Here is a 21,417-nt window from a genome sequence, read left to right as displayed (position 1 = left end):
GTGACTTCCATGAAGGTGATCGGGTGAATACCGTTGCCTGCGCAGGCGCCGCAAATCTAGGCAGTTTGTGATCCCGCGGCAAACGATGATATCTCGCAACAGCCATTAGAAAAATTAGGGTCAAGCCATGCTCCGTTCCCATTTGCCACTCAACGCGCTGCGAGCCTTCGAGGCGTCTGCGCGGCATTTGAGTTTTACCCGGGCGGCGATTGAACTGTGCGTCACCCAGGCGGCGGTCAGTCACCAGGTGAAAAGCCTGGAGGCGCAGCTCAATGTCACGCTGTTCAAACGCCTGCCCCGGGGCCTGATGCTCACCAGCGAGGGCGAGACCCTGCTGCCGGTGTTGCGCGAATCCTTCGACCGGATAGCTCAAACCTTAGGCCAGTTTGAAGGTGGGCATTACCGCGAAGTATTGACGGTAGGCGCGGTGGGCACCTTTGCGGTGGGCTGGCTGTTGCCGCGGCTTGCGGATTTCCAGGCGCGCTACCCGTTTATCGACTTGCGCCTGTCCACCAACAACAACCGCGTCGATGTGGCGGCCGAAGGCCTGGATTACGCAATCCGGTTTGGTTCCGGCGCGTGGCACGGCACCGAGGCGTGCCAATTGCTGGAGGCGCCGCTGACGGTGCTGTGCGTGCCGCAACTTGCTCGGCAATTGCAGACTCCGGCGGACCTGTTGAAGCACACGCTGCTGCGCTCATATCGTGCGGATGAGTGGACGCAATGGTTCCAGGCCGCGGGCTTGCCTGCCGATACGCTGGTGCCGCGCAGTATCGTTTTCGACTCGTCCCTGGCGATGATGGAGGCGGCGCTGCAAGGGGCGGGGGTGGCCCTCGCGCCGGCGATGATGTTCAGCCGGCAGTTGGCGACGGACGTGATTCGCCAGCCGTTCGAGATCGGCATCACCACCGGCAGTTATTGGCTGACGCGCTTGCAGTCACGGGCCGAGACGCCGGCGATGCTGGCGTTCAAGACGTGGTTGCGTGAAGTGGCCATGCATTGAGGTTGGGTCGACACTGTGGCGAGGGAGCTTGCTCCCGCTGGGCCGCGAAGCGGCCCCAAAGAAGCGGCGGTGTTAGTTCAGCAAGAACGTGGCGGATGGTTTCAGGGTCGCTGTGCAACCCAGCGGGAGCAAGCTCCCTCGCCACAGGTTATTCTCCCACTCGGTCTGCCCATTGATCATAAGAGGCTGCAATGCAAACTTCCGGCGTAGACATCCGTCAACTCAAGGCCTTCGTGGTGGTGGCCGAGGAGCTCAGCTTCGTGCGCGCCGCGACCCGTCTGCATGTCTCGCAACCGGCGCTGTCCCAGACCATCCGCCAGTTTGAGGCGCTGCTGGACGTACAACTGTTCCAACGCAACACCCGCAACGTAGCACTGACCGAAGCCGGCCTGGCCTTGCTGGTAGAGGCGCGGGAAATCGTCAATGGCGTAAGCCGCCTGGTACGCACCGCCCACGAACATGCACGCGGCGTACGCGGCTCATTGAATATCGGCTTCCTGATCGGCGCGGGTGTGGACTTGATGCCGCAAATCCTCAGCGTGTTCGCCAAGCGCTACCCGGAGATCGAACTGGTGGTGCGCGAGTATGACTTCGGCTCGCCCCATGCCGGGATCGACGAGGGCATGGACGTGTCGGTGCTGCGCCCGCCACTGGGCCTGCCGGACATCGAGTTGCACACCCTGGTGACCGAACCCTGCGTGGCGTGCCTGGCGTCCAGCCACCGGTTGGCCGGGGAGAGCAGCGTGAGCATCTACGATGTGCTGGATGAGCCGATCATTGCTGCACCGGGAGTGGGCGTGTGGCGCAGTTTCTGGACCGCCGACGCGTACCGCGATGGCCAGCCGGCGCGGATCGTCCATGAAGCTTCGACGGTGGAGACCGAGTTGCAGGCGGTGGCGTCGGAGCGCGGGATCAGTATCACCGCGCTGTCCACCGCACGTTTTTATGCACGGCCCGGCCTGGCCTTCCCGGTGATCAGCGATATGCCGATGTGTGAAGTGGCGGTCGCCTTGCCGCCACAACCGAGTGTGGCGGCGCGCAACTTTGCCGAGTTGGCGATGGAAGTGGCGAGCAGCCGGGGTTAGTCAGGACAGGTCGTGCAGGGATTTGCCGTTGGGCGCACTTACCTGAAGCTCGGAAAACTCCACCTCCAGTCCGCCACGTTCCGGCGTGCAGCAATAAGGTCCCACCCGATACGACGCAGCCACGGGGAACGGCGCCAGGCGCACCAATGGCCAGCTCACACCATCCACCGACACCTGCACGCGCAGCACGCCCTTGGCCACGGTGGCGCGAATCCAGAACGCCTCGGGATCACCCGGGAACACACCGGTGGCCCAGTCCGACACGCCATCGGTCAATACGCTGCTCAACAGCGTCACACCGTCGGACAGCTCTGCACCGATCTTCACCCAATGCGCTTCATCCACCCGCACCATCAACCCGGCCTGGTCATACAGGTGGGTAAACGCGCTGTGGATCTTGACCTGGGCGGTGAAGTCACCGTCGGTTTCAACAAACAGGAAATGCCCGTTGTCGCGCACAAAACCATAGTGGGTTTCGCGCCAGAAATCGGTGCTGGCATCAGTGCGCACCTTGAGGCGCTCGCCTTCTTGGCTCCATTGCTGGGGTTGATTGAGCCAACTGGCCTGTTCAAACATCGAGAAGCTCCTTGAAGGTGACAAGACAAAACCCCGGCGCCCGGGGTTTTGTTGTTTGGCTGCAATCAGCGGCTAGTGGTCGAGCAATTTGCCGCTCGGCCCGGCGGTGCCATTGTTAAGGCGCGTGCGCAGCGAAAACAACCACCACAGCACGCCGACCCCGAGTGTAACCCCGGTGGTGATGGCGCCGGTGTGGCTTTCTTCGGGCACGCTCAGGGTCAGGATCACCGCGATGGCCCACAGGCCGCCGAGGACGATCATCGGCAACAACCACTTGCCCAGGCTGAACACACCCGCAGGCGCCCCCGGCATCCGGCCATTTTTATAGGCCAGGTACGCGGCAATCAGCGTCAGCAGGTAGGTGCAGTAGTAGGTCAGGCCGACCATCGAGTAGATCGCCGTGACAAACCCGCCGCTCGCCAGGTTCAGCAGCACGGCGATGGCGGTGATCAGCACGATGGCGGCGACCGGCGTACCGAAGTGCGGGTTGATCTTCGCCAGCACCTTGGAGCCCGGCAGCATGTTGTCCCGGGACAGGGCGAAGGTCATGCGCGTGGCCACCGCCATGTTGGCGATGAGGCAGGCGAGGATCGAGGCGAAGGCGATCACGATCATGCCCACGCCGGCGGCGTTGCCCAGTTGCAGGCGCACGATATTGATCACCGGGTTTTCGCTGTGGCTGAGCAGCTCGCTGACCGACCCCGGGATCGCAATGCTCAGCAAGGCGAACACCACGAAGCCCAATACACTGGACACCAGCACCGCACGAATCATCGCCCGGGGCGCGGCGCGGCGTGGGTCCTTGGTTTCCTCGGACAGGTCGGCGGCGCCCTCCCAGCCCAGCAGCACCGAGACCGGCAGCAAGGTGGCGAGGGCGAGGGTGGTGAAGCTGAGGGTGCCGCCGCTCACCGGTTGTGCCGAGGTCAGGATCGCCACGCCCTGGGTGTGCTCGAAGAAGAAAAACACCCCGAAGAACAACGCAACCGCCAACAGCACCGTGCCGATGATTTCGATGATCGCGCCGATGTCGTTGATCCGCGTGGCCAGGCGAATCCCGCAGATGTTCAGCAGGCCTACCACCAGCGTGGCACCGATGCTCAGGCCCTGGATCTGGCCCTGTGTCGGGTTGGCCCAGATCTCCGGCGCGAACACCGTGCCGATGGCCGCCGAGGTGGCGGCTGTACCGGCGACAAACGAGGTGAACGCGACCCAGCCGGTAAACCAGCCGAAGTGATTGCCCGCCAACCGGCTGGACCATTGGTAGGCGTAGCCGGTAAGCGGAATGCGCCCGGCCAGGTGGCAGTAGACCATGACGATGCAGCACACCAGCGGGATCACCAGCAGCCACAAAAGGATGCCGATACCGCCGACGCGGTTGAACGGGTCGGCGAACAGCGTGACCACCCCGGTGTTGATCGAGACCATGGAAAAGGCCAGGGCAAACGAGGTGAACGAACTCATGGTGCGGTGCATCTTTTGCTCGTAGCCGAGGCTGGCCAGGTCGGCGTCGTCGCTGGACAGCGGGGCCTGGGCATTCGGCGGGGCGGTCACGGTGTTTTCAACGAATGTGCTCATGGCCGTTGCTCCTCGATGATGCCGATCACCTCGTCCAGCACATCGAGGGCCTTGGCCAGCAACGGGCGTTCGATATCCAGCGGAGGCTTGACCTTGATCAGGTTACCCAGCCCGGCGTAGCGGCTTTCGCCAAACAATACGCCGCGCTCCACCCCAAGGCGATACACCTCCTGGGATTCGCGGCAGGCCGGTTCCTTGGTGGTGCGGTCCTTGACCAGCTCGATGGACGCCATCAGCCCGGGGCAGCGCACGTCGCCGATCAGCGGGTGGCGGGTTTGCATGTCCTTGAGGCGTGCGGTGATGTAGTCGCCGGAGTCGCGGGCTTTTTCGCAGAGGTTGTCGGCGACGATCGCTTCCACCGTGGCGTAGCCGGCGGCCAGCGAGACCGGGAAGTGGCCGAAGGTCAGGGCTTCTTCACCTTCGTCGAACCACTTGAGCTTGTCATCGGCGAGGATCCCGGCCAGCGGGAAGCCGCCGCCGACGCCTTTGCCGAACACGATGATGTCGGGCAGCACGTCGTAATAGTCCGCAGCGAACATCGTGCCCATGCGCCCGAAACCGGTCTGCACTTCATCAAAAATCAGCAGCACGCCGAGGCGGTCGCAGATCTCGCGCACGCCTTTGTAGTAGGAGCGGGGGAACTCGATATGCCCGCCATTGCCCTGGATCGGTTCCATCATCACTGCTGCCACGCCACCGTCGACGCCCTTGAGGATGGTTTCTTCCAGCAGGCCAAGGCACAGCTGCGACTCGGTTTCCGGGTCCATGCCCAGGCGCGTGCGGTACGGGTTGGGGTGGGGGACGCGGGTGAAACGTGGCTGGATCGCCAGGAACGGATTGTTCGGGTGCGGCCAACTGGCGCCGAGGGTGGCCAGGGAGCGGCCGTGGTAGCCGTCCTGCAGCACCAGCAGGTTCTGTGCGCCGGGGCGGTTCTTGAAAGCCAGTTTCATCGCCATTTCACCGGCGAGGCTGCCATGCAGGGCAAAGCCCATCTGGTTGAGGGCGCCCGGGGAGACTTCCCGCAGCTTCTTCACCAGCCGGGTGTGGGCCGGTGAGCCAAAGTTGGGGCGGATGTGAGTCATTTCGCGCAATTGCGCAACGGCGGCTTCCACCACCCGGGGGTCATTGGCCCCCAAATTGTTCGACCAGGCCTGGGCGGTACAGTCGATGTATTCCTTGCCCTGATCGTCCCATACCAGCGAGCCTCGGGCCTTGACCAGGTTGATCTTGGCGGGTGCGGTGTTCATCACTTCATTCATCTGCGTTATCTCTTTTGTTAGGGCGGCAGTGTTTGGGGATGTGTGCAGTTAGGGTTGTGACTCGCTGCATCGAGTTGTCCCGATGCTAGTCCCGGGGACGGGAGGAATAGAAAGACCGATTGCAGTGGGATTGATTGGCGTGGCTTATCAATAGAATCCTCTGAAACAAAATGAAACATTTGTCGCGGGCCAGCCTCTACCGTATCTCCACGACGAGTACTTCTATGAAAATTCCGCGTCCCTCTTCGCGAATGCCCCACCTCACGCAACTGCGCAACCTGAAGATGGCGCGCTCCGCCCACGCCTATGTGCGGGGCAGTACGGTTCAGTTTTACGAGTGGCTGCACAGCCAGCGCGGCCGGCGCTTGCCCCACGGACCGGAGATCTGGATCTGCGGCGACTGCCACGCCGGTAACCTTGGGCCCACGGGCGATACCAAGGGCCGGATCGACATGCATATCCGTGACCTTGACCAGGCGGTGATCGGTAATCCGGCCCATGACCTGGTGCGCCTGGCCTTGTCCCTGGCCACCGCTGCGCGGGGTTCGGACCTGCCGGGGGTGACCACCGCCCGCATGCTTGAAGAGATGATGGTGGGCTACGCGCAGGCGTTTAAGGACAAGCCCGACGAGGCACCGCCGCGCCCGTCCCAGGTCAAGTCCGGGATGCGCAGTGCAGTGGAGCGCACCTGGAAGAATCTGGCTCGCGAACGTATTGAAAACACCCGGCCGACGATTCCATTGGGCAAGCATTTCTGGTCGTTGTCGCGGGCAGAAAAGTCCGCCCTTGAAACGTTGTGCGCGTCGGATGAAATCCACCGGCTGGTGACTTCGCTCAAAGGCCGCTCCAACGACGCCGAGGTTGAGCTGCTGGACTCGGCTTATTGGGTCAAGGGTTGCAGCTCCCTTGGATTGCTGCGTTATGCGGTGTTGCTGGGAGTAGGGGACAAGTCTGATCAGGAATACTGCCTGCTCGACATCAAGGAAGCGGTAGGCGCTGCGGCGCCGCGTGCGGCCCGGGCAAAAATGCCTCGGGATAACGGCCGGCGGGTGGTGGAGGGCGCGCGGCACCTGTCACCGGCGTTGGGGGAGCGAATGTTGGCCACGCGGTTTCTGGATCACGGGTTTTTCATCCGCGAACTGCTGCCCCAGGACATGAAGCTGGAACTGGATGAGCTGAGCGAGATTGATGCGATGCACGCGGCCGGGTACCTGGCGCGGGTGGTCGGCGTAGCCCATGCGCGGCAGATGGACCGGGATACGCGCAAGGACTGGATGGCGCTGTTGCAAGAGAGCCGCTCCAGGCAACTGGATGCGCCTTCGTGGCTGTGGACCAGTGTGGTGCAGTTGGTGGGGAGCCATGAGGAAGGGTATTTGAATCATTGCCGGCGGTATGCGCTGGAGCACTGAGCTCAAGAAAGCTGAAAGTCCCCTGTGGGAGCGGGCTTGCTCGCGAAAGCGGTGGATCAGTCAAACATCTGCTGACTGACACACCGCTTTCGCGAGCAAGCCCGCTCCCACATGAGTTGGGTGGTGTTTTGGAGGGCGGGTTACACCAGGTAGTTCTTGAACCAGCCCAACGTCCGCTCCCACGCCAGATTCGCCGCCGCCTCGTCATACCTCGGCGTCGAATCATTGTGGAAGCCGTGGTTGGCGCCCTTGTAGATAAACGCCTCATAGGTCGTGCCGGCCGCCTTCAACGCTTTCTCATACGCCGGCCAGCCCTCATTGATCCGCGTATCCAGCTCACCGTAATGCAACATGATCGGTGCCTTGATCCGTGGCACATCCTTGGCTTCCGGCTGGCGCCCATAAAACGACACCGCCGCACCCAGCTCCGGATAAGCCACGGCCGCCGCATTCGTCACGCCGCCGCCATAACAGAACCCGGTAATGCCCACCTTGCCGGTGCTTGCATCGTGGTGCATCAACCATTCGATGGCCGCGAAAAAGTCGTTCATCAGCTTCTCGGGATCGACTTTCTGTTGCAACTCCACGCCTTTCTCATCGTTGCCGGGATAGCCGCCCACCGAGGTCAGGCCATCCGGCGCCAGGGCAATGAATCCGGCCTTGGCCAACCGACGGGCGACGTCTTCGATATACGGGTTCAACCCCCGGTTCTCATGCACCACCACCACCGCCGGCACCTTGCCGCTGGCCTTGGCCGGGCGCACCAGGTAGCCGCGCACCGTGCCGTTGCCCTTGGGTGACGGGTAGGTGATGTAGTCGGCGACGATATCCGGGTCGGTGAATTTCACCTGCTCGGCCAGGGCGTAGTTGGGGCTCAGGGCGGCGAGCAGGGCGGAGGCCGTCAGCCCGCCGAAGGTGAACAGTGCTGCGCGGTCGAGAAATTCCCGGCGGTTGATCTTGCCGTGGGCGTAGCCGTCGTAAAGCTCCAGCAGTTCAGGGGCGAAGTCTTTGGCGGTCAGACGAGTCATCGGTAGCGTCCTCGATTAGCGGTGGGACTGAATGTAGACCAGTATCAGGCTTCCCGGCCATGGGCCGCGGCGGCCAGTTGCCCGGTGTCGACCCGCACGAAGACCGAATCGCCAATCGCCGTCAGCACGCCATCGGCGTACACCTCGCACACCACGCGGCTTTTGCGCCCCACGTCACCTTCAACTTTCGCGCGCAAGGTCAGCGGCACGCCCATGGGTGTCGGCTTGATGAATTTGATTCCCAGGTTGCCGGTGACGCAGTCGATACGCGGCAGGCTGCCGGGTTCGCGTTGCTCGGCCCGGTAGTGGTAGGCCATGGCGGTCCAGTTCGAGTGGCAGTCCACCAGCATCGCGATCAGACCGCCATAGACCAGGTCTGGCCAGCCGCTGTATCGGGCGTCGGGCTGGTGCTCGGCGATCACGTGGATGCCGTCGGCGTCCCAGCGGCTCTTGATGTGCAGCCCGTGGGGGTTGCTGCTGCCGCAGCCATAACAGACGCCTTCGGGGGCGGTGGTGTCTTGCAGGGAAAGCGCGGGCATCGTGGCTCCTTGTTGTTTGGGTTCCGTCGAGGCACGAGCCTAATGCCAGGCGCGTGAATAAATCCAGCGCCTACGCTGTTAGCAGTGCACAGCGTGTTCATTCCCGGTTGAGAATCCCATGAAATCTCGATTGCCAGCGGTCTTCCTTGCCTTCGCCACCTTGTCTAACGCGTACGCCGTGGAATACACCGACGTGAATCCGACGGCCAGCACCATCAGCTTCACCTATGACCAGATGGGCCAAGAGGTGTACGGCACGTTTGGCACCTATTCGGCGACCCTGAATTTCGACACGCAAAACCCGGCTGCCGCGAGCACCGTACTGACCATCCAGCTGCCGAGCATCAATGCCGGCAGCGACGACGCCAACACCGAGCTGCCCAAGCCCGGCTGGTTCGACATGACGACCTACCCGGTGGGCACCTTCACCTCGACCCACATCACTGACCTGGGCGACAACCGTTACCTGTTCAGCGGCAACCTGACCCTCAAGGGCCAGACCCGGCCGGTGGAGGTCAAGGTGGCCCTCAAGGAGCAGAGCGGCATTGGCGTGTTCGACGGCGAATTCGTGCTCAGGCGCGATGACTTCAGGATCGGCGCGGGGGAGTGGGCGGACAGCGTGGTGTCCAATGCGATTGTCATCAAGTTCAAGATGGTTGCGCCTGAGCGCTGATGGCTAGCGGGCGAACTTCTTGGCCCCCGCCACGCACGCAATCACCGCGACGGTCACCCCCAGCATGCCCAGGCTCACCTGCTCATGCAGCAGCGTGGCCGCCAGTGCCAGGCCGAAAAACGGTTGCAGCAACTGCAATTGCCCGACGGCGGCAATGCCGCCCTGGGCCAGCCCGCGGTACCAGAACACAAACCCGATCAGCATGCTGAACAGCGACACATAGGCCAGGCTCAGCCAGGCCGGCAGGCTGATGCTCACGAAAGTGCCCGGGGCGAGGATCGCCGTCAGCGGGGCCACAATCGGCAGCGAGATCACCAGCGCCCAGCAGATCACCTGCCAGCCACCCAGGGTGCGTGAGAGCCTGGCCCCTTCGGCATAACCGAGGCCGCACACCAGGATTGCCAACAGCATCAGCAAATCCCCGGCGGGCGCGGCGCTCAGGCCTTGGGCAACCGCGTAGCCCACCACCAGCAGGCTGCCCAGGATCGAAAACAGCCAGAACACCAACTTGGGCCGCTCGCCGCCGCGCCATACGCCGAAGACCGCAGTGGCTAACGGCAACAGGCCGACAAATACGATGGAATGGGCACTGGTGACGTACTGCAAGGCCAGTGCGGTGAGCAAAGGAAAGCCGATCACCACGCCCAGCGCGACGATTGCCAGGGGCAGCAACTGACTGCGGGCCGGGGTTTTTTCCTTGAACAGCCACAGCAGGCACAGGCCCAGCAGGGCGGCGATGGTGGCGCGTGCGACGGTCAGGAACACCGGATCGAACTCCAGCACCGCCAGGCGCGTGGCCGGCAGCGAGCCGCTGAAGATCACCACGCCGATCAAACCGTTGATCCAGCCGCTGGCGTTGTTTTCCCGGGTGTTGAGGTGGGTGGTTCGTTCCATGGGTGTAGGGCTCGGTAGGGATAAGTTGCGTCCTGCGCATCCTATGATTCACTATCAAGACAATCAAAAAATTGTCATGGATACATCGCCTATGCCCCGCGCCCGCTACAAGACATTGGTGGACACCTTCGCCAGGGATATCCGTTCGGGCGCGCTGGCGGCGGGCACCCGGTTGCCGACGCACCGCCAGTTGGCCGCCAGCCATGGCCTGGCGCTGGTCACCGCCAGCCGGGTGTACACCGAGCTTGAGGCTATGGGCCTGGTCAGTGGTGAAACCGGGCGCGGAACCTTTGTGCGGGAAATCGCGTTGTCGCCAGGGCAGGGCGTCGGCCAGATCGCGGTGGCGGCGGGAATGATCGATCTCAACTTCAACTACCCGTCGCTGCCGGGCCAGACCGACCTGCTGCGCACCGCATTGCGCCAGTTGGCGTTGTCCGGCGACCTGGCGGCGCTGCTGCGCTATCAGCCTCACGCCGGTCGGCTGCATGAGCGGGCAGCGGTGGCGCGTCATCTGCTGAGTCGTGGGTTGACGGTGCAGGCCGAGCAGGTGCTGATCGTCAGCGGTGCCCAGCATGGGCTGGCGGTGACCATGATGTCGCTGCTCAAGCCCGGCGATGTGGTGGCGGTGGATGCGCTGACCTATTCCGGGTTCAAGGTGCTGGCCGAGACGCTGCACCTGGAAATCGTCGCGACCCCGGTGACCGCGACGGGCCCTGACTTGGCCTTTCTTGAACAACTCTGCGCCCGGCGCCCGGTACGCGCCGTGTACAGCATGCCGACCCTGCATAACCCGTTGGGCTGGGTGATGAGCATGGCGCAGCGCGAGCACCTGGTGGCGATTGCCCGTCGGCATGACCTGATCCTGATCGAGGATGCTGCCTACGCGTTTTTAGCCGAGGACGCGCCACCGCCCGTGGCCGAACTGGCGCCGGAACGCACGGTTTACGTGTCGGGGCTGTCCAAGAGCGTCGCCACCGGCCTGCGGGTGGGTTACGTGGCTGCGCCGTTGCCGTGGATGGCGGCGCTGGAACGTACGGTCATGGCCACCACCTGGAACACGCCGGGGGTGATGACCGCCGTCGCCGTCGCGTGGATCGATGACGGCACGGTGCTGCAACTGGAAGCGCAAAAGCGTGAAGACGCCCAGGCGCGCCAGGCGGTGGCCGATGAGGTGTTGGCGGGGCTCACTGTGATCCGCCATCCGTCTTCGTATTTCTTGTGGTTGCCGTTGCCGGAGGATGCCCGCGCCGACCAGATCACCATGGCGCTGGCCCGGGAGAATATCTCGGTGTCCACCGCCGAGCCGTTTGCCGTTTCGGCCCACGTGCCCCATGCCTTGCGAGTGGCGCTGGGGTCGGTGGACCGGGAGGTGCTGCGCGAGGCGTTGGTGAAAGTGCGCTGGGCGGTGGAGGCGTGCTAGGGGGCCGGATCGTTCCCACGCTCTGCGTGGGAACGCCGCCTTGGACGCTCCGCGTCCCGCTGTAGATTTGCGCGATAGTGACGCAGAGCGTCACCGGATGCATTCCCACGCAGAGCGTGGGAACGATCCAGGCGGGACTCAGAACTTGTAGGCCTGGCGCCCGATCAGCAGCCATTTGCCTTTCTGCTTCTGCCAGACCTGGAAGTTTTCAATTTCGGTGGGCACCTCGACGCCACTGTTCACCGCCTGTGCGGAAAAGTGGTTGCGCACCAGGGCGGTGTCGCCATTGAGGGTGATGGTCTGTTTCTGCATTTCCAGGGTCTTGAAACCACTTCTGCCGGTTTCAATGTCAGCGATAAATTCCTGCTTGTTCTGGACCTTGCCGCTGGAGTGGCCGTAGGTGAGGTTGTTCGCGGTGAGGGCCTGCAGTTGCGGGATGTCCTTGTGCAACATGGCCTGGGTCAGATGATCGACCGCAGCGGCTACATCCTTGTCACTTGCGGCGGGCGCGGCGGCCGCGTAGCCGCTGAACAGGCACAGAAAACCAATCAGAACCTTGACGTTTTGCATGGGTGTTTCCTTGTTGTTGTGGGTACCGGGACGACTCGGATTGTGTTTTTAAGTCGTCGTACAACCATGCCGTATTTACCGGGATCAAGGAAAGTGAAATTTGTTCTTGGCTAGAAGATAAGCGCTGTTTGCCAGTATTGGTTGTCGTATCACTTGCGAAATAGCGGTCGGCACTTCCCGTGGAAATGGCACATAGCTATGCTGTGGCCGGCGACTTCATGGCGTGGATTCGCAACGACTGAGGAAAACAAAAAAATGACACCGGATCAAAAGTATGCGGCGGCCATGGTGCGCCTGGGTTATCAACTCAACGAGTTCAAGATCGGCGGCAACTACACGCCGCTGCTGAGGGACGGCAATCACGTCTACATCAGCGGCCAGATTCCGCGGGTGGGTGACGCCATCGTGTTGCCCGGCAAGGTCGGCGAAAGCCTCAGCCTGGCCGACGCACAGATTGCCGCGGGCGTCAGCGCACTGCGTTGCCTGGGGTTGCTCAAGCAGGCACTGGGTTCGCTGGACAAGGTCAAGGCGATCCTCAAGATCAACGTGTACGTGCGCAGCGCGGATGACTTCGACCTGCAAAGCGAAGTGGCCAACGGTGCGTCGGACCTGTTGAACGAGATCCTGGGGGCCGCAGGATCCCATACGCGCACCTCGGTGGGCGTGCTGCAATTGCCCAAGGGCGCGGCCGTGGAAATCGACATGATCGCCGTGGCACGGGACTGAAACCGGGTGATCGCCGAGGCGTTTGCGGTACTGGTCCATTATGGAATCTACCTGCTCCCAGGACTGATCCTGTTTGGCCTGTGGTTCGGTCTCACGCCAAAAACATTGCCGGGCTTGCGCATCGTTATCCTGCTGCTGGCCTTCGTGCTGATGCGCGATGCGATGACGCCGCTGGGCATGTGGTCGCTGAGCCGCGAGGTGCAGATCGAGTTCACGGCCAACCCGTGGGTGCTGGCCGCGCTGGGCGGGTTATCCCTTGGGCTGATTGCCCTGCTCGCGCGCCTGGCACCGGAGTTGTGGCAACTGACGGTGCTGTTCAAGGGCAATCGTTGGGCGGGCCTGGCGGTGGGACTCGGGGCCGGGTGTCTGATCGGCCTGCCATTGCGGCTGTATCAAGGCATTGAGCCGGTTTACTGGGCCTGGCTGATGGGCATGCTGGTGCTTGCCTACTGCGCCAATGCGCTGGAAGAGGTATTGTTTCGCGGCTTCCTGCAGGGCTATCTCGAACAGCACGTTACGCCGCTGCGCGCGGCGTTGCTCAGCGGGTTGGCGTTCGCCGCGTGCCATTCATTTCTGGCGTTGAGCGTGACGCAACTGGGCTGGCCAGTGTTGGCCTTTACCCTGATTGAAGGCGTGGCCTGCGGGCTGGTGCGGATGCGCTACGGTGTGGTGGCGGCGACGGCCACCCATGGCACGGCGATCTTGCTGATTGCCGTGCCGATGGTGTGAACCGTCTCAGGCCTGTACATCAACGCCGATGTGGGCCTGGAGCCAGTCTTTGTAGACCGCGATGTTATCGGTCGACTGGTCGCCATTTTTCGCGGTGACAGTCTTGCCGTCCAGGCGCCCGATATCGAGCAGGTACTGAAGACCGTTGGCCACATGGGTGGCGTCGCTTTTGCTGAGTGACTGAACATCGGGCAGTTCGACGGCGTTGCCTTTATCGTCGAAGGTCGCCCATGAAGGGTTGGCCCTGGCGGTGGCAACGGTTTGCGCGGTCGAGCGCACTTGCTCCTGATAGCTGGCTTCCAGCTTGGTCTTGATCTCGGGCGTGGCGTTGGTGACTTCAATCCTCCCGGCCCGCAGGGTGCCGTTTTCCATGGATTGTGTAAAAGTCTTCTGTCCCAGCGCTAACAGACTTGTCGTGCTTCCTATCATGGTGCCGCTCCCTTATTGGTAGCAGCAACAGAGCAAAACCCGGGCCATGTGCTGCATGCCTTGTGCGGCGCGGGCTGGGTGGTATTGCCGGGGCAGGGCGCAGGCCAGGAGTTGCCGGGGCTGGCAAAGGGTTGCCACGTCGGCTCGCGCGAGCGCATTTCAGAACGTTGGAAACTAAGTTCAGAATCTCCAGTCTGTAATAGCGTATCGCCACCTCTACAAGGAATTAACATGAAGCTTAAGGTCGTTTTGCTGGGCACGGTTTTGTTGGCTGCGCCGCTTTACCAAGCGGTTGCCGAGACGTGCAGGGCGAACAGTTATGGTGGGTCCGATTGCGAATACGACAATGGCACCTCTTCCAAGAGTCGCGCCAATAGCTACGGTGGGCAAGACACCCAATACAGCGATGGTACTTCCTCCAAGAGCCGCTCCAATAGTTATGGCGGGCAGGATATCCAATACGGTGACGGCACCTCGGCCAAGACCCGTTCCAACAGCTATGGTGGGCAAGACACTCAATACAGCGACGGCACCTCAGCCAAGAGCCGCTCCAATAGCTACGGCGGGCAAGACACCCAATACAGCAACGGCTCCTCCTCCAAGAGCCGCGCCAATAGCTATGGCGGGCAAAATACGACAAATAACTAATGGCCCCGCCGCGGCTTTCTACCTCACCAATGACCGCTCATACGCCGCGGTCATCACCTGCCACGTCTGCGCATCCGCCGGAATCAAATGCTCGATGCGCAACGACGTTACCGTGATGTCCTGAGGCATGCCGAAGGTGGTGAAGGTCGACATGAAGTTCAGCTCACCTTCACGGGAGTTGACGCGTGTCAGCACCAGTGGCGGCGGTTCATTGACCAAGGCTTCGGTACTTTGCGGGGCCGGCAGGCTGTCCAGAAGCCTGGCAAGTTCGGAGTTGCCCAACGCCTCGCGCGTCGCCCGTTGCCAGGCGATGGTGCGGATTTCGTCAGCGTTGATCAAATGATCACCCAGGCCGCCAGGCTGTAGCAGGGTGACCAGCAAATTCAGCCCATCAGCCGCCTCCGGTTTGATCCCCACCAGCTCGAACAGCACCTGGGTACTGGCGTTGGCGGCGAGCACTTCCCAGTGGCTGCCCAGCACGATCGCCGGTGCAGGATTGTTCGCGTGGAGCACATGGCTGATTGCCTCGCGAATAGCCTCCATGGAGGGCGAGGAGAGCGGGGTTGCCTCATAGCGCGGGGCGAAGCCGGCAGCGAGGAACACGCTGTTGCATTGCTCCAGCGGAACCTCCAGCGCCATCAGCAAATTATGCAAGGTGCCCGGGCTCGGCTTGGCGCGCCCGGTCTCGATGCAGCTCAGGTGGCGTTGGGAAACCCCGGTGATCAGCGCCAGTTCCAGCTGGCTCAATCTGGCGTGCCGACGCAGCACGCGCAGTTGCGTGCCGGCGGTAGTGTCGGGGTTGGCGCGGGGGAAAGGTTGGCTGCTCATGGGTTGACTCTGGCCGTGCGGGTCGGTGGTGTCGATGACCTTCGAGGTCATTGAGAGGGGAACGACGTTATCACTAATGTGCAGCTTCCCGAACCGTTGTCTCCAAGGAGGAGAACATGCGCAGACCCTGGATTGCCCTGGCCGGGCTGTTGGCTTTTGCCCTGTACACATTGATCACGATGCTGATCGCCGAACAATCGCTCATGGCGTTCGGACGTGAATTGATATCGAGGCCGGATACTGCCCAGGTGGTGATTGACTTGTATCTGATGGCGGCCTTGGCGGGCGTATGGATGTACCGGGATGCGCGGGCCAGGGGCAAATCCCTGGCGTCGGTGTTGCCCTATTTACTGGTAACGGCGGTTTTCGTATCCATCGGTCCGCTGCTGTATATCGTGGTCAACGGGTTCCGCGAACCTTCAGGGGGCCGGTGATGGAGGTTTATGCGTTGTGCGTACTGGTGCTGTTCTTGAAGATGCTGGCGATCTCCTGTTACCAGGGTTTCTTTCGACTCAGATTCCGTGCATTCACTAACCACGAGGATGCAGCTTTCTTCCATCGCGATGCGAATCCCCAGGAGTTACCGCAAGTCTCCCGGGCCGAAAAGGCTTGGGCCAATGATCTGGAAAATATTCCGTTGTTCTTCATTTTGGGTGGCCTGTGCCTGGCGATGGAAACGCCAGGCACCGCTACCGTGGGGTTGTTCTGTCTGTTCACCGCTGCCCGTGTGATGCATACGGTGATGTATCTGAGCGGCCGCCAGCCCTGGCGCACCCTCGCTTATGGAGTGGGAGTGCTCTGTTTGTCGGGGCTGGCCGGTCTGCTTGGCGCTGGGCTGATAACAATCAAGGGGTGAGAAAGGCCTGATAGTTGTCCTTGGTGATCTGTTGATAGGGAATGGTCAGCTCCGCCGTGTAGGGCTGCTTCCTGATCATCTTCAGCGCCAGGTCAATCGAGCCGACGGCCTGGCCCTTGTTGTCCTGATAGGCCGTGACTACCAATAGATCTTTTTTGATCGCATCCAGGCCGGCGGGTCCGCCGTCGCTGCCGCCCACCAGGATGTCCTTGCCAGGGTGCATGCCGGCCTGGGTAATCGCCATCGCGGCACCGATAGCCATTTCATCGGCATTGGCCGCCACGGCGTCGATTTTCTTGCCCGAGACGATCCAGTTGTTCATCAGGTCCATGGCCTTGCTGCGCTGCCAGTCGGCGCTTTGTTCTTCGACGATATGGATGTTGGGGTAATCCTTCAGTACGTTTTTCACGCCCTGTGTGCGGTTGTGGGTGGCGTTGTTGGAGAGCAAGCCGAGCATGATTGCGAGGTTGCCCTTGCCGTTCATTTTTTCCGCGAGGTAGCGCATCTGAATCTCGCCCGCTTTGATCTCGTCCGAGCCGACATAACCCACCCCGGCCGGTAAGCCGGGGATGTCCGGGCGACGGTTGACGTACACCAGCGGGATACCCGCCTGCTGGGCATTCACAGTCATTTTCTGGGTAGCGGCGGTGTCGACCGCGTTGACGATAATCGCGTCCATGCCTTGGGCAGAAAAGCTCTGCACCTGGTTCAGTTGGCGCACCACATCGCCTTGGGCGTCTTCGAATTGCAGGGTCACGTCGGTGAGGTCCCTGGCGTGGGCCGCCATGTAGTCACGCATCTGGGCGAGGAACACGTCGTCCACCTGGGCGATGCTGACGCCGATGCGTGTCTCGGCGAGGGCGAGCGGGGTAACGATGAGGGTCAGGAGCAAGGTCAGCAGCTGTTTTTTCATGGTGTCAGTCCGTTTTTTTGTTGTTTTGAAAGACGTTGAAAACATTCCTCAGCCTTGGCGTTTGGCGTGTAGTTGCGCAACGCGTTCGGCAAAGGTCTCGCAGGGCCAGCGTTCGTTCAGTGCCTGCAACATCAGTTGCTGCCCGGTTTGCGGAGCCAGGCCCTGTAAGGGTGGGTCGGTATCCAGGTTGGTGGGAAAGGAATAGCCATCGGCGGTGCAGGCGATCACCGCGTGCAGCGCCTCGCCATCCATGACGTTGTCCGCCAGGCGCTCCAACAGGCAGGGGTACAGCGCCAGCATCATCCGGTCGCGGTCCACAGCCTCCATCGTTTTGCCGAACGCCGAGGAGATTTGCAGCAGGTTGGCCATGCGCTGGCGGTCCGGTGTGCGATTGGTGCCAGCGGCGTGAAACAGGGCCGGGTTGAAGAACAGCAGGTCACCTTTGTTCAGCGGCAATTGCACGGCATGCTGCTGGAAGTACTCGATGAATTCAGTGCGCCTCCAGGCCAGGTAGCCCAGTGGGTATTGCTGGGAAAACGGCAGCAGTTGGGTCGGGCCGGTTTCCAGGGGCATGTCGCTGTGGGCCACGGCCCCTTGCAGCGTGAGGTATTGGGACAGCGTGTGCAGGGGCAACGGAAAGCGCTCCACCACGTCGATGGTCTGGAACCCGAGGTGATAATCACGGTGCGGTTGCTGGGCTTGGCCACCGGGGTGCACCACGTTGACCTGGGCCGTGACTTGGTAGCCCGGACCGAGCCAGGCTTGTGCGATCAACCCCAGCAGTGGGTTGGCGTAATATTCGACAAAGGATGCCGGCGACTGCAGTGCGGCCTTCTGTAATGAGTTCCAGATACGTCCGTTACTGCCGGCCTTGGCGAAGTGGTCGGCGGCCACACCTTGCGCAGCCTCTTGGGCAAAGATCGCTTCGAATACCTGGCTGTGACGGTCGACCACGTCCAGGTCGGCGTAGCCCTGGCGCACCACCATCACTCCCGGCCCCTGGCTGAACAGGCGATGCAGTTCGTCCAGCACGGCGTGACGATCGCCGTTGCGCAGTGCCTGGGCCTGATAGATCGGGATGTTGCTGCACACTTCGGCGCAGTGCGGGTAGTCCTCGGCAGCAGCGTGCTGGGCACAGATCGAGTGAAAATCTTCCAGTTGCACCGCATCGGCGCTGACAAAGGCAGGCATCACGCACCCTCCACCAGGCTCAAGGCCTGATCGGGGCGTGGGGTGCCGCCGTCGCCACAGCCGATGACGCCTTGCTCCAGGTCGATCACCGTGCCGGTCATCATTCCCGACTCGCGTGACAATAGAAATGCCACGCTCCGGGCCACCTCTTCAGGTTTGAGCAGGCGGCCGAAGGGCTGTGCGGCTTCGGCGGCTTCCAACCAGGCATCCCCGGCACCGTGGTAGTGCCGCTGGATTTCATCCTCGTGAGGTGTGTCCATCCAGCCGATGTTCAAGCCGTTGACCCGAATCCGGTTGCGCAGGGCGCTGAACGCCACGTTTTTGGTCAGAATCGCGAGAGCGCCCTTGGACGCCGCGTAGGCACTCAAGAACGATTGCCCGCCGTGGCCGGTGACACTCTGGATATTGACCACTGCACCTTCAACCCTCTGGCTGATCATCAGCTTCAAGGCTTCCTGCATCAGGAAAAACGGCGCCCTCACATTGACCGCAAACAGTCGGTCAAACAGTTCGGGGGAGGTGTCGAGAATGGTGCCGCGATCCGACATCCCGGCGCAGTTGATCAGCCCGTGGAGGGTGCCGAAGTGGGCACGGGCCGCCTCGATCACGGCGCGGCAGTCGCCGATCTGTTCCAGGTCCGCCTGGACAAACACCGCGCGGCAATCGAGCGCTGCCAACTGCCGTACTTGCTCCTGGCCCAGGTCCGGGCGGCGTCCGCAGATGATCAGGCCGGCAGCACCGCGCCGCGCCAGGGTATGGGCGACGGCAGCACCCAACCCCTGGGTGCTGCCGGTGACGACAAAGTATTGGCCTTTGAAGGTATGGCTGAGGTCGGTTGAAGGCATCGGGGTCTCCTGGGTTTTTGTTGTTTTGAAGGCCGGGCTCGACGCCGGGCAAAACTGAGACTAGCATTGCGGTCACCTCAATGAGTCTCAAAAAGACCTCAAAAAGACCTCAGGTTCAACAGCATGCTCGAACGCGCTAAACACTTTTCCATCAAGCAACTGGCCACCCAGGCGGGCGTCAGCAAGGCGACAGTCGATCGCGTCTTGCATGAGCGCGGCAGCGTGCACGCCCAAACCCGGCGGCGTATCGAACAGGCTCTGGATGAGCTGGAATCCCAGGAAAAAAATGGCCTGGCAGTAGGCCGTACCTTTCATGTCGATGTGATCATGCACACGCCCAAGCGCTTCAGTGCGGCGGTGCAGGCCGCCATCACCGCCCAACTGGGCAGCCTGGCACCGTTTCGTATCGCCCCGCGGTTTCATGTGTTCGAAGAGATCGAGCCTCAGGCGATGCACGACCAATTGCTGCGCTGCCTCGAGACCGGCAGCCAGGGTGTGGTGCTCAAGGCCGCGGACGAGCCGGCGGTGAATCTGGCGGTCAAGCACCTGGCGGCCGCAGGTATTCCGGTGGTGACCCTAGTCACCGATCTGCCCCACAGCGAGCGCATCGGCTACGTAGGCATGGATAACCGCACCGCCGGACAAACCGCCGCGTACCTTCTGTCCCGCTGGCTGTCACCCCAACCCCAGGAAGTGGCGGTGGTGATTGGCAGTGAATTGTTCCGGGGCGAGGAAGAACGCGAAATGGGTTTTCGCATGTGGCTGCGCGGCCGTGCGACGCACCTGCGGGTACTGGATATCAGCGGTGGGTACGGCGTGTATGACCGAACGTTTGCCCGGGTCACCGATGCGTTGAAGCAGCATCCCGAACTGAAGGCGGTGTACAGCGTCGGCGGTGGCAACCGGGCAATTGTCGACGCCTTTGCGGCTCTGGATCGCCCGTTGGACGTGTTTATTGCTCACGACCTCGACGAAGAGAATCGCCAGCTGTTGGCTGAAGAAAAAGTCGCCGCGATTATCGATCACAACCTGCAGATCGATGCGCGCCATGTGTTTCTGCACATCCTGCAATTTCATCGGCTGTGGAAGGCTGGGCCGATTGCGCCGTCACAGGTACAGATCGTCACACCGTTCAACCTGCCGGACTGAATCTCCACACCCAATAACAATCCCAGGAGTTCGACCATGCTACGTATCGCTGTCCTTGGTGCAGGGCGCATCGCCAACATTCACGCGGCCAATGTCGCGGCCCATCCTGATGCCACTCTGGTGGTGGTCGCCGACCCCTGGCGGGAGGGCGTCGATGGCTTGGCTGCGCAGCTGGGTTGCGAGGCGGCCTATGACTGCGCAGCAGTGCTAAGTCGGGACGATATCGACGCGGTGGTGATTGGCACACCCACCGACACTCATATCGATTTGCTGCTGGCGGCCGTGTCCCAGGGCAAGGCCGTGCTGTGCGAGAAGCCCATTGACCTGAATTTCGCCAAGGCGCGGGCGGCGGCGCAAGCTGTGGAGCGCGAGGGCGGCAAAGTCATGCTGGGCTTCAACCGCCGCTTCGATCCCGACACGCTGCGCCTGCGCCAGGCCATCGACGCGGGGCAAATTGGTGCTGTGCGGCAGGTGATCATCACCAGCCGCGACCCGGGGTTGGCGCCACGGGATTACCTGGCACATTCCGGCGGCATCCTGCGGGACATGACCATTCATGACTTCGACATGGCGCGGCACCTGCTGGGTGAAGAGCCCATTGAAGTCGGCGCGATAGCCAGCCGGCTGGTAGATCCGAGCCTGGCGCAGATTGACGACTTCGACAGCGTGATGGTGCTGCTGCGCACCGCATCCGGGAAACAGTGCCATATCAACTGCTGTCGGGAGGCGGTCTACGGGTATGACCAGCGACTTGAGGTATCCGGGGCCAAGGGGGTGCTGCTCACGGATAACCATCGACCCAGCACCTTGCGCCATTGGAACCACGAGCACACCGAGGCGTTGGAGCCGTTGCAGCATTTCTTCCTGGAGCGTTATGCGGATGCCTACCGCAATGAGTTGGGCCAGTTTATCCAGGCACTGAGCGCGGGGCGCGCGCTGCCCACCAACATGCGCGATGGGCTGTATGCGTTGCACTTGGCGGACTGTGCGCTGGAGTCCATCAAGACCGGGCGAATGGTTGAGGTCAATTACGCTATTTAAGGTGTTGCCGGAGCGGGCATGCTCGCTCCGG

General features: G+C 62.1%; 24 protein-coding genes. 12 read left to right on the top strand and 12 right to left on the bottom strand.

The genetic code is table 11. The features are described from left to right. The first annotated feature begins 127 nt into the window (after window positions 1-127). Together HX839_RS29715 and HX839_RS29710 are read left to right on the top strand one after the other, a co-directional pair. Window positions 128-1,003, top strand: a complete 876-nt coding sequence (locus tag HX839_RS29715; RefSeq protein WP_003215066.1) for a LysR family transcriptional regulator — start codon at window positions 128-130, stop codon at window positions 1,001-1,003. Window positions 1,004-1,194: 191 nt separating this feature from the next. Continuing rightward, window positions 1,195-2,088, top strand: a complete 894-nt coding sequence (locus HX839_RS29710) for a LysR family transcriptional regulator (protein WP_003215068.1) — start codon at window positions 1,195-1,197, stop codon at window positions 2,086-2,088. Here the strand turns inward: HX839_RS29710 and HX839_RS29705 are convergent, their stop codons facing one another. The 3 genes from HX839_RS29705 to HX839_RS29695 all read right to left on the bottom strand — a co-directional run bounded on the left by HX839_RS29705 (window position 2,089) and on the right by HX839_RS29695 (window position 5,498). After that, window positions 2,089-2,664, bottom strand: coding sequence for a DUF1349 domain-containing protein (locus HX839_RS29705; protein WP_003215071.1), 576 nt, complete (start codon window positions 2,662-2,664; stop codon window positions 2,089-2,091). Window positions 2,665-2,736: 72 nt separating this feature from the next. Further along, complete coding sequence (locus HX839_RS29700) at window positions 2,737-4,239, bottom strand: APC family permease (RefSeq protein WP_003215072.1); 1,503 nt, start codon at window positions 4,237-4,239, stop codon at window positions 2,737-2,739. After that, entirely contained in the window at window positions 4,236-5,498 is a 1,263-nt protein-coding gene (locus HX839_RS29695) for an aspartate aminotransferase family protein (RefSeq protein ID WP_087695004.1), read from the bottom strand. The genes HX839_RS29700 and HX839_RS29695 overlap by 4 nt, the downstream gene beginning before the upstream one ends. Window positions 5,499-5,722: 224 nt before the next feature. On the opposite strand from HX839_RS29695, the gene HX839_RS29690 reads away from it, so the two are divergent. After that, the gene (locus tag HX839_RS29690; RefSeq protein WP_177068122.1) at window positions 5,723-6,907 is read left to right on the top strand and encodes a DUF2252 family protein; all 1,185 of its coding nucleotides are present in this window, start codon (window positions 5,723-5,725) and stop codon (window positions 6,905-6,907) included. A 140-nt stretch (window positions 6,908-7,047) separates the two neighbouring features. Here HX839_RS29690 and yghX read toward each other — a convergent pair whose 3' ends face one another. Both yghX and HX839_RS29680 read right to left on the bottom strand, forming a co-directional pair. Next, window positions 7,048-7,935 carry a YghX family hydrolase gene (gene yghX, locus HX839_RS29685; protein ID WP_177068121.1) on the bottom strand — a complete coding sequence of 296 codons (888 nt, stop codon included), beginning with the start codon at window positions 7,933-7,935 and terminating at the stop codon, window positions 7,048-7,050. Window positions 7,936-7,979: 44 nt separating this feature from the next. Further along, complete coding sequence (locus tag HX839_RS29680; protein ID WP_087695007.1) at window positions 7,980-8,474, bottom strand: PaaI family thioesterase; 495 nt, start codon at window positions 8,472-8,474, stop codon at window positions 7,980-7,982. 118 nt (window positions 8,475-8,592) lie between these two features. Here HX839_RS29680 and HX839_RS29675 point away from each other — a divergent pair, with 118 nt between their 5' ends. After that, the gene (locus tag HX839_RS29675; RefSeq protein ID WP_177068120.1) at window positions 8,593-9,147 is read left to right on the top strand and encodes a YceI family protein; all 555 of its coding nucleotides are present in this window, start codon (window positions 8,593-8,595) and stop codon (window positions 9,145-9,147) included. Window positions 9,148-9,150: 3 nt separating this feature from the next. Here HX839_RS29675 and HX839_RS29670 read toward each other — a convergent pair whose 3' ends face one another. Beyond that, window positions 9,151-10,041, bottom strand: coding sequence for a DMT family transporter (locus tag HX839_RS29670; protein ID WP_102369215.1), 891 nt, complete (start codon window positions 10,039-10,041; stop codon window positions 9,151-9,153). 91 nt (window positions 10,042-10,132) lie between these two features. On the opposite strand from HX839_RS29670, the gene HX839_RS29665 reads away from it, so the two are divergent. Beyond that, window positions 10,133-11,461: a PLP-dependent aminotransferase family protein gene (locus tag HX839_RS29665; protein WP_177068119.1), complete on the top strand. Its 1,329-nt coding sequence runs from the start codon at window positions 10,133-10,135 to the stop codon at window positions 11,459-11,461. 138 nt (window positions 11,462-11,599) lie between these two features. Here the strand turns inward: HX839_RS29665 and HX839_RS29660 are convergent, their stop codons facing one another. Next, window positions 11,600-12,031, bottom strand: a complete 432-nt coding sequence (locus HX839_RS29660) for a nuclear transport factor 2 family protein (RefSeq protein WP_003215089.1) — start codon at window positions 12,029-12,031, stop codon at window positions 11,600-11,602. Between the two features lie 255 nt (window positions 12,032-12,286). Here HX839_RS29660 and HX839_RS29655 point away from each other — a divergent pair, with 255 nt between their 5' ends. Further along, window positions 12,287-12,757 (top strand): RidA family protein, encoded by a 471-nt coding sequence (locus HX839_RS29655; protein ID WP_177068118.1) that lies wholly within the window; start codon window positions 12,287-12,289, stop codon window positions 12,755-12,757. Between the two features lie 6 nt (window positions 12,758-12,763). Continuing rightward, complete coding sequence (locus HX839_RS29650) at window positions 12,764-13,486, top strand: CPBP family intramembrane glutamic endopeptidase (protein ID WP_003215093.1); 723 nt, start codon at window positions 12,764-12,766, stop codon at window positions 13,484-13,486. Between the two features lie 6 nt (window positions 13,487-13,492). Here HX839_RS29650 and HX839_RS29645 read toward each other — a convergent pair whose 3' ends face one another. Beyond that, entirely contained in the window at window positions 13,493-13,858 is a 366-nt protein-coding gene (locus HX839_RS29645) for a hypothetical protein (RefSeq protein WP_003215095.1), read from the bottom strand. A 288-nt stretch (window positions 13,859-14,146) separates the two neighbouring features. On the opposite strand from HX839_RS29645, the gene HX839_RS29640 reads away from it, so the two are divergent. Then, window positions 14,147-14,563, top strand: a complete 417-nt coding sequence (locus HX839_RS29640; protein WP_003215097.1) for a hypothetical protein — start codon at window positions 14,147-14,149, stop codon at window positions 14,561-14,563. 18 nt (window positions 14,564-14,581) lie between these two features. On the opposite strand, the gene HX839_RS29635 is transcribed toward HX839_RS29640, so the two are convergent. Then, window positions 14,582-15,391: a helix-turn-helix domain-containing protein gene (locus HX839_RS29635; protein ID WP_174717786.1), complete on the bottom strand. Its 810-nt coding sequence runs from the start codon at window positions 15,389-15,391 to the stop codon at window positions 14,582-14,584. Between the two features lie 116 nt (window positions 15,392-15,507). On the opposite strand from HX839_RS29635, the gene HX839_RS29630 reads away from it, so the two are divergent. Then, a complete protein-coding gene (locus HX839_RS29630; RefSeq protein WP_003215101.1) occupies window positions 15,508-15,825 on the top strand; it encodes a DUF2834 domain-containing protein in 318 nt (105 codons plus the stop codon). After that, on the top strand, window positions 15,825-16,247 hold the full coding sequence (locus tag HX839_RS29625; protein WP_177068117.1) for an MAPEG family protein: 423 nt from the start codon (window positions 15,825-15,827) through the stop codon (window positions 16,245-16,247). The genes HX839_RS29630 and HX839_RS29625 overlap by 1 nt, the downstream gene beginning before the upstream one ends. Here HX839_RS29625 and HX839_RS29620 read toward each other — a convergent pair. Genes HX839_RS29620 through HX839_RS29610 form a run of 3 tightly spaced genes read right to left on the bottom strand, consistent with a single transcriptional unit; the run spans window position 16,237 to window position 19,196 of the window. Beyond that, complete coding sequence (locus tag HX839_RS29620; RefSeq protein WP_008436286.1) at window positions 16,237-17,160, bottom strand: sugar ABC transporter substrate-binding protein; 924 nt, start codon at window positions 17,158-17,160, stop codon at window positions 16,237-16,239. The two genes, HX839_RS29625 and HX839_RS29620, sit on opposite strands and share 11 nt — an antisense overlap. Window positions 17,161-17,208: 48 nt before the next feature. Beyond that, a complete protein-coding gene (locus tag HX839_RS29615; RefSeq protein WP_177068116.1) occupies window positions 17,209-18,351 on the bottom strand; it encodes a phytanoyl-CoA dioxygenase family protein in 1,143 nt (380 codons plus the stop codon). Beyond that, entirely contained in the window at window positions 18,351-19,196 is an 846-nt protein-coding gene (locus tag HX839_RS29610; RefSeq protein WP_177068115.1) for an SDR family oxidoreductase, read from the bottom strand. The genes HX839_RS29615 and HX839_RS29610 overlap by 1 nt, the downstream gene beginning before the upstream one ends. Window positions 19,197-19,319: 123 nt before the next feature. On the opposite strand from HX839_RS29610, the gene HX839_RS29605 reads away from it, so the two are divergent. Continuing rightward, complete coding sequence (locus tag HX839_RS29605) at window positions 19,320-20,345, top strand: LacI family DNA-binding transcriptional regulator (protein WP_003215111.1); 1,026 nt, start codon at window positions 19,320-19,322, stop codon at window positions 20,343-20,345. Between the two features lie 36 nt (window positions 20,346-20,381). Further along, window positions 20,382-21,386, top strand: a complete 1,005-nt coding sequence (iolG, locus tag HX839_RS29600) for an inositol 2-dehydrogenase (protein ID WP_003215113.1) — start codon at window positions 20,382-20,384, stop codon at window positions 21,384-21,386. Window positions 21,387-21,417: the final 31 nt, after the last annotated feature.

The sequence above is a fragment of the Pseudomonas sp. I8001 genome (assembly GCF_013385345.1).
Taxonomy (GTDB): Bacteria; Pseudomonadota; Gammaproteobacteria; order Pseudomonadales; family Pseudomonadaceae; genus Aquipseudomonas.
This window is presented reverse-complemented; position numbering and strand designations above follow the sequence as displayed.

Bases quoted from the DNA above. Each gene is read 5' to 3' on its own strand.
- HX839_RS29620 (WP_008436286.1), bottom strand. From the start codon at position 17,160: ATGAAAAAACAGCTGCTGACCTTGCTCCTGACCCTCATCGTTACCCCG.
- HX839_RS29705 (WP_003215071.1), bottom strand. From the start codon at position 2,664: ATGTTTGAACAGGCCAGTTGGCTCAATCAACCCCAGCAATGGAGCCAA.
- HX839_RS29635 (WP_174717786.1), bottom strand. From the start codon at position 15,391: ATGAGCAGCCAACCTTTCCCCCGCGCCAACCCCGACACTACCGCCGGC.
- HX839_RS29675 (WP_177068120.1), top strand. From the start codon at position 8,593: ATGAAATCTCGATTGCCAGCGGTCTTCCTTGCCTTCGCCACCTTGTCT.
- HX839_RS29625 (WP_177068117.1), top strand. From the start codon at position 15,825: ATGGAGGTTTATGCGTTGTGCGTACTGGTGCTGTTCTTGAAGATGCTG.
- HX839_RS29605 (WP_003215111.1), top strand. From the start codon at position 19,320: ATGCTCGAACGCGCTAAACACTTTTCCATCAAGCAACTGGCCACCCAG.
- HX839_RS29660 (WP_003215089.1), bottom strand. From the start codon at position 12,031: ATGCAAAACGTCAAGGTTCTGATTGGTTTTCTGTGCCTGTTCAGCGGC.
- HX839_RS29680 (WP_087695007.1), bottom strand. From the start codon at position 8,474: ATGCCCGCGCTTTCCCTGCAAGACACCACCGCCCCCGAAGGCGTCTGT.
- HX839_RS29665 (WP_177068119.1), top strand. From the start codon at position 10,133: ATGCCCCGCGCCCGCTACAAGACATTGGTGGACACCTTCGCCAGGGAT.
- iolG (WP_003215113.1), top strand. From the start codon at position 20,382: ATGCTACGTATCGCTGTCCTTGGTGCAGGGCGCATCGCCAACATTCAC.
- yghX (WP_177068121.1), bottom strand. From the start codon at position 7,935: ATGACTCGTCTGACCGCCAAAGACTTCGCCCCTGAACTGCTGGAGCTT.
- HX839_RS29670 (WP_102369215.1), bottom strand. From the start codon at position 10,041: ATGGAACGAACCACCCACCTCAACACCCGGGAAAACAACGCCAGCGGC.
- HX839_RS29715 (WP_003215066.1), top strand. From the start codon at position 128: ATGCTCCGTTCCCATTTGCCACTCAACGCGCTGCGAGCCTTCGAGGCG.
- HX839_RS29640 (WP_003215097.1), top strand. From the start codon at position 14,147: ATGAAGCTTAAGGTCGTTTTGCTGGGCACGGTTTTGTTGGCTGCGCCG.
- HX839_RS29710 (WP_003215068.1), top strand. From the start codon at position 1,195: ATGCAAACTTCCGGCGTAGACATCCGTCAACTCAAGGCCTTCGTGGTG.
- HX839_RS29615 (WP_177068116.1), bottom strand. From the start codon at position 18,351: ATGCCTGCCTTTGTCAGCGCCGATGCGGTGCAACTGGAAGATTTTCAC.
- HX839_RS29700 (WP_003215072.1), bottom strand. From the start codon at position 4,239: ATGAGCACATTCGTTGAAAACACCGTGACCGCCCCGCCGAATGCCCAG.
- HX839_RS29630 (WP_003215101.1), top strand. From the start codon at position 15,508: ATGCGCAGACCCTGGATTGCCCTGGCCGGGCTGTTGGCTTTTGCCCTG.
- HX839_RS29690 (WP_177068122.1), top strand. From the start codon at position 5,723: ATGAAAATTCCGCGTCCCTCTTCGCGAATGCCCCACCTCACGCAACTG.
- HX839_RS29695 (WP_087695004.1), bottom strand. From the start codon at position 5,498: ATGAATGAAGTGATGAACACCGCACCCGCCAAGATCAACCTGGTCAAG.
- HX839_RS29655 (WP_177068118.1), top strand. From the start codon at position 12,287: ATGACACCGGATCAAAAGTATGCGGCGGCCATGGTGCGCCTGGGTTAT.
- HX839_RS29610 (WP_177068115.1), bottom strand. From the start codon at position 19,196: ATGCCTTCAACCGACCTCAGCCATACCTTCAAAGGCCAATACTTTGTC.
- HX839_RS29645 (WP_003215095.1), bottom strand. From the start codon at position 13,858: ATGGAAAACGGCACCCTGCGGGCCGGGAGGATTGAAGTCACCAACGCC.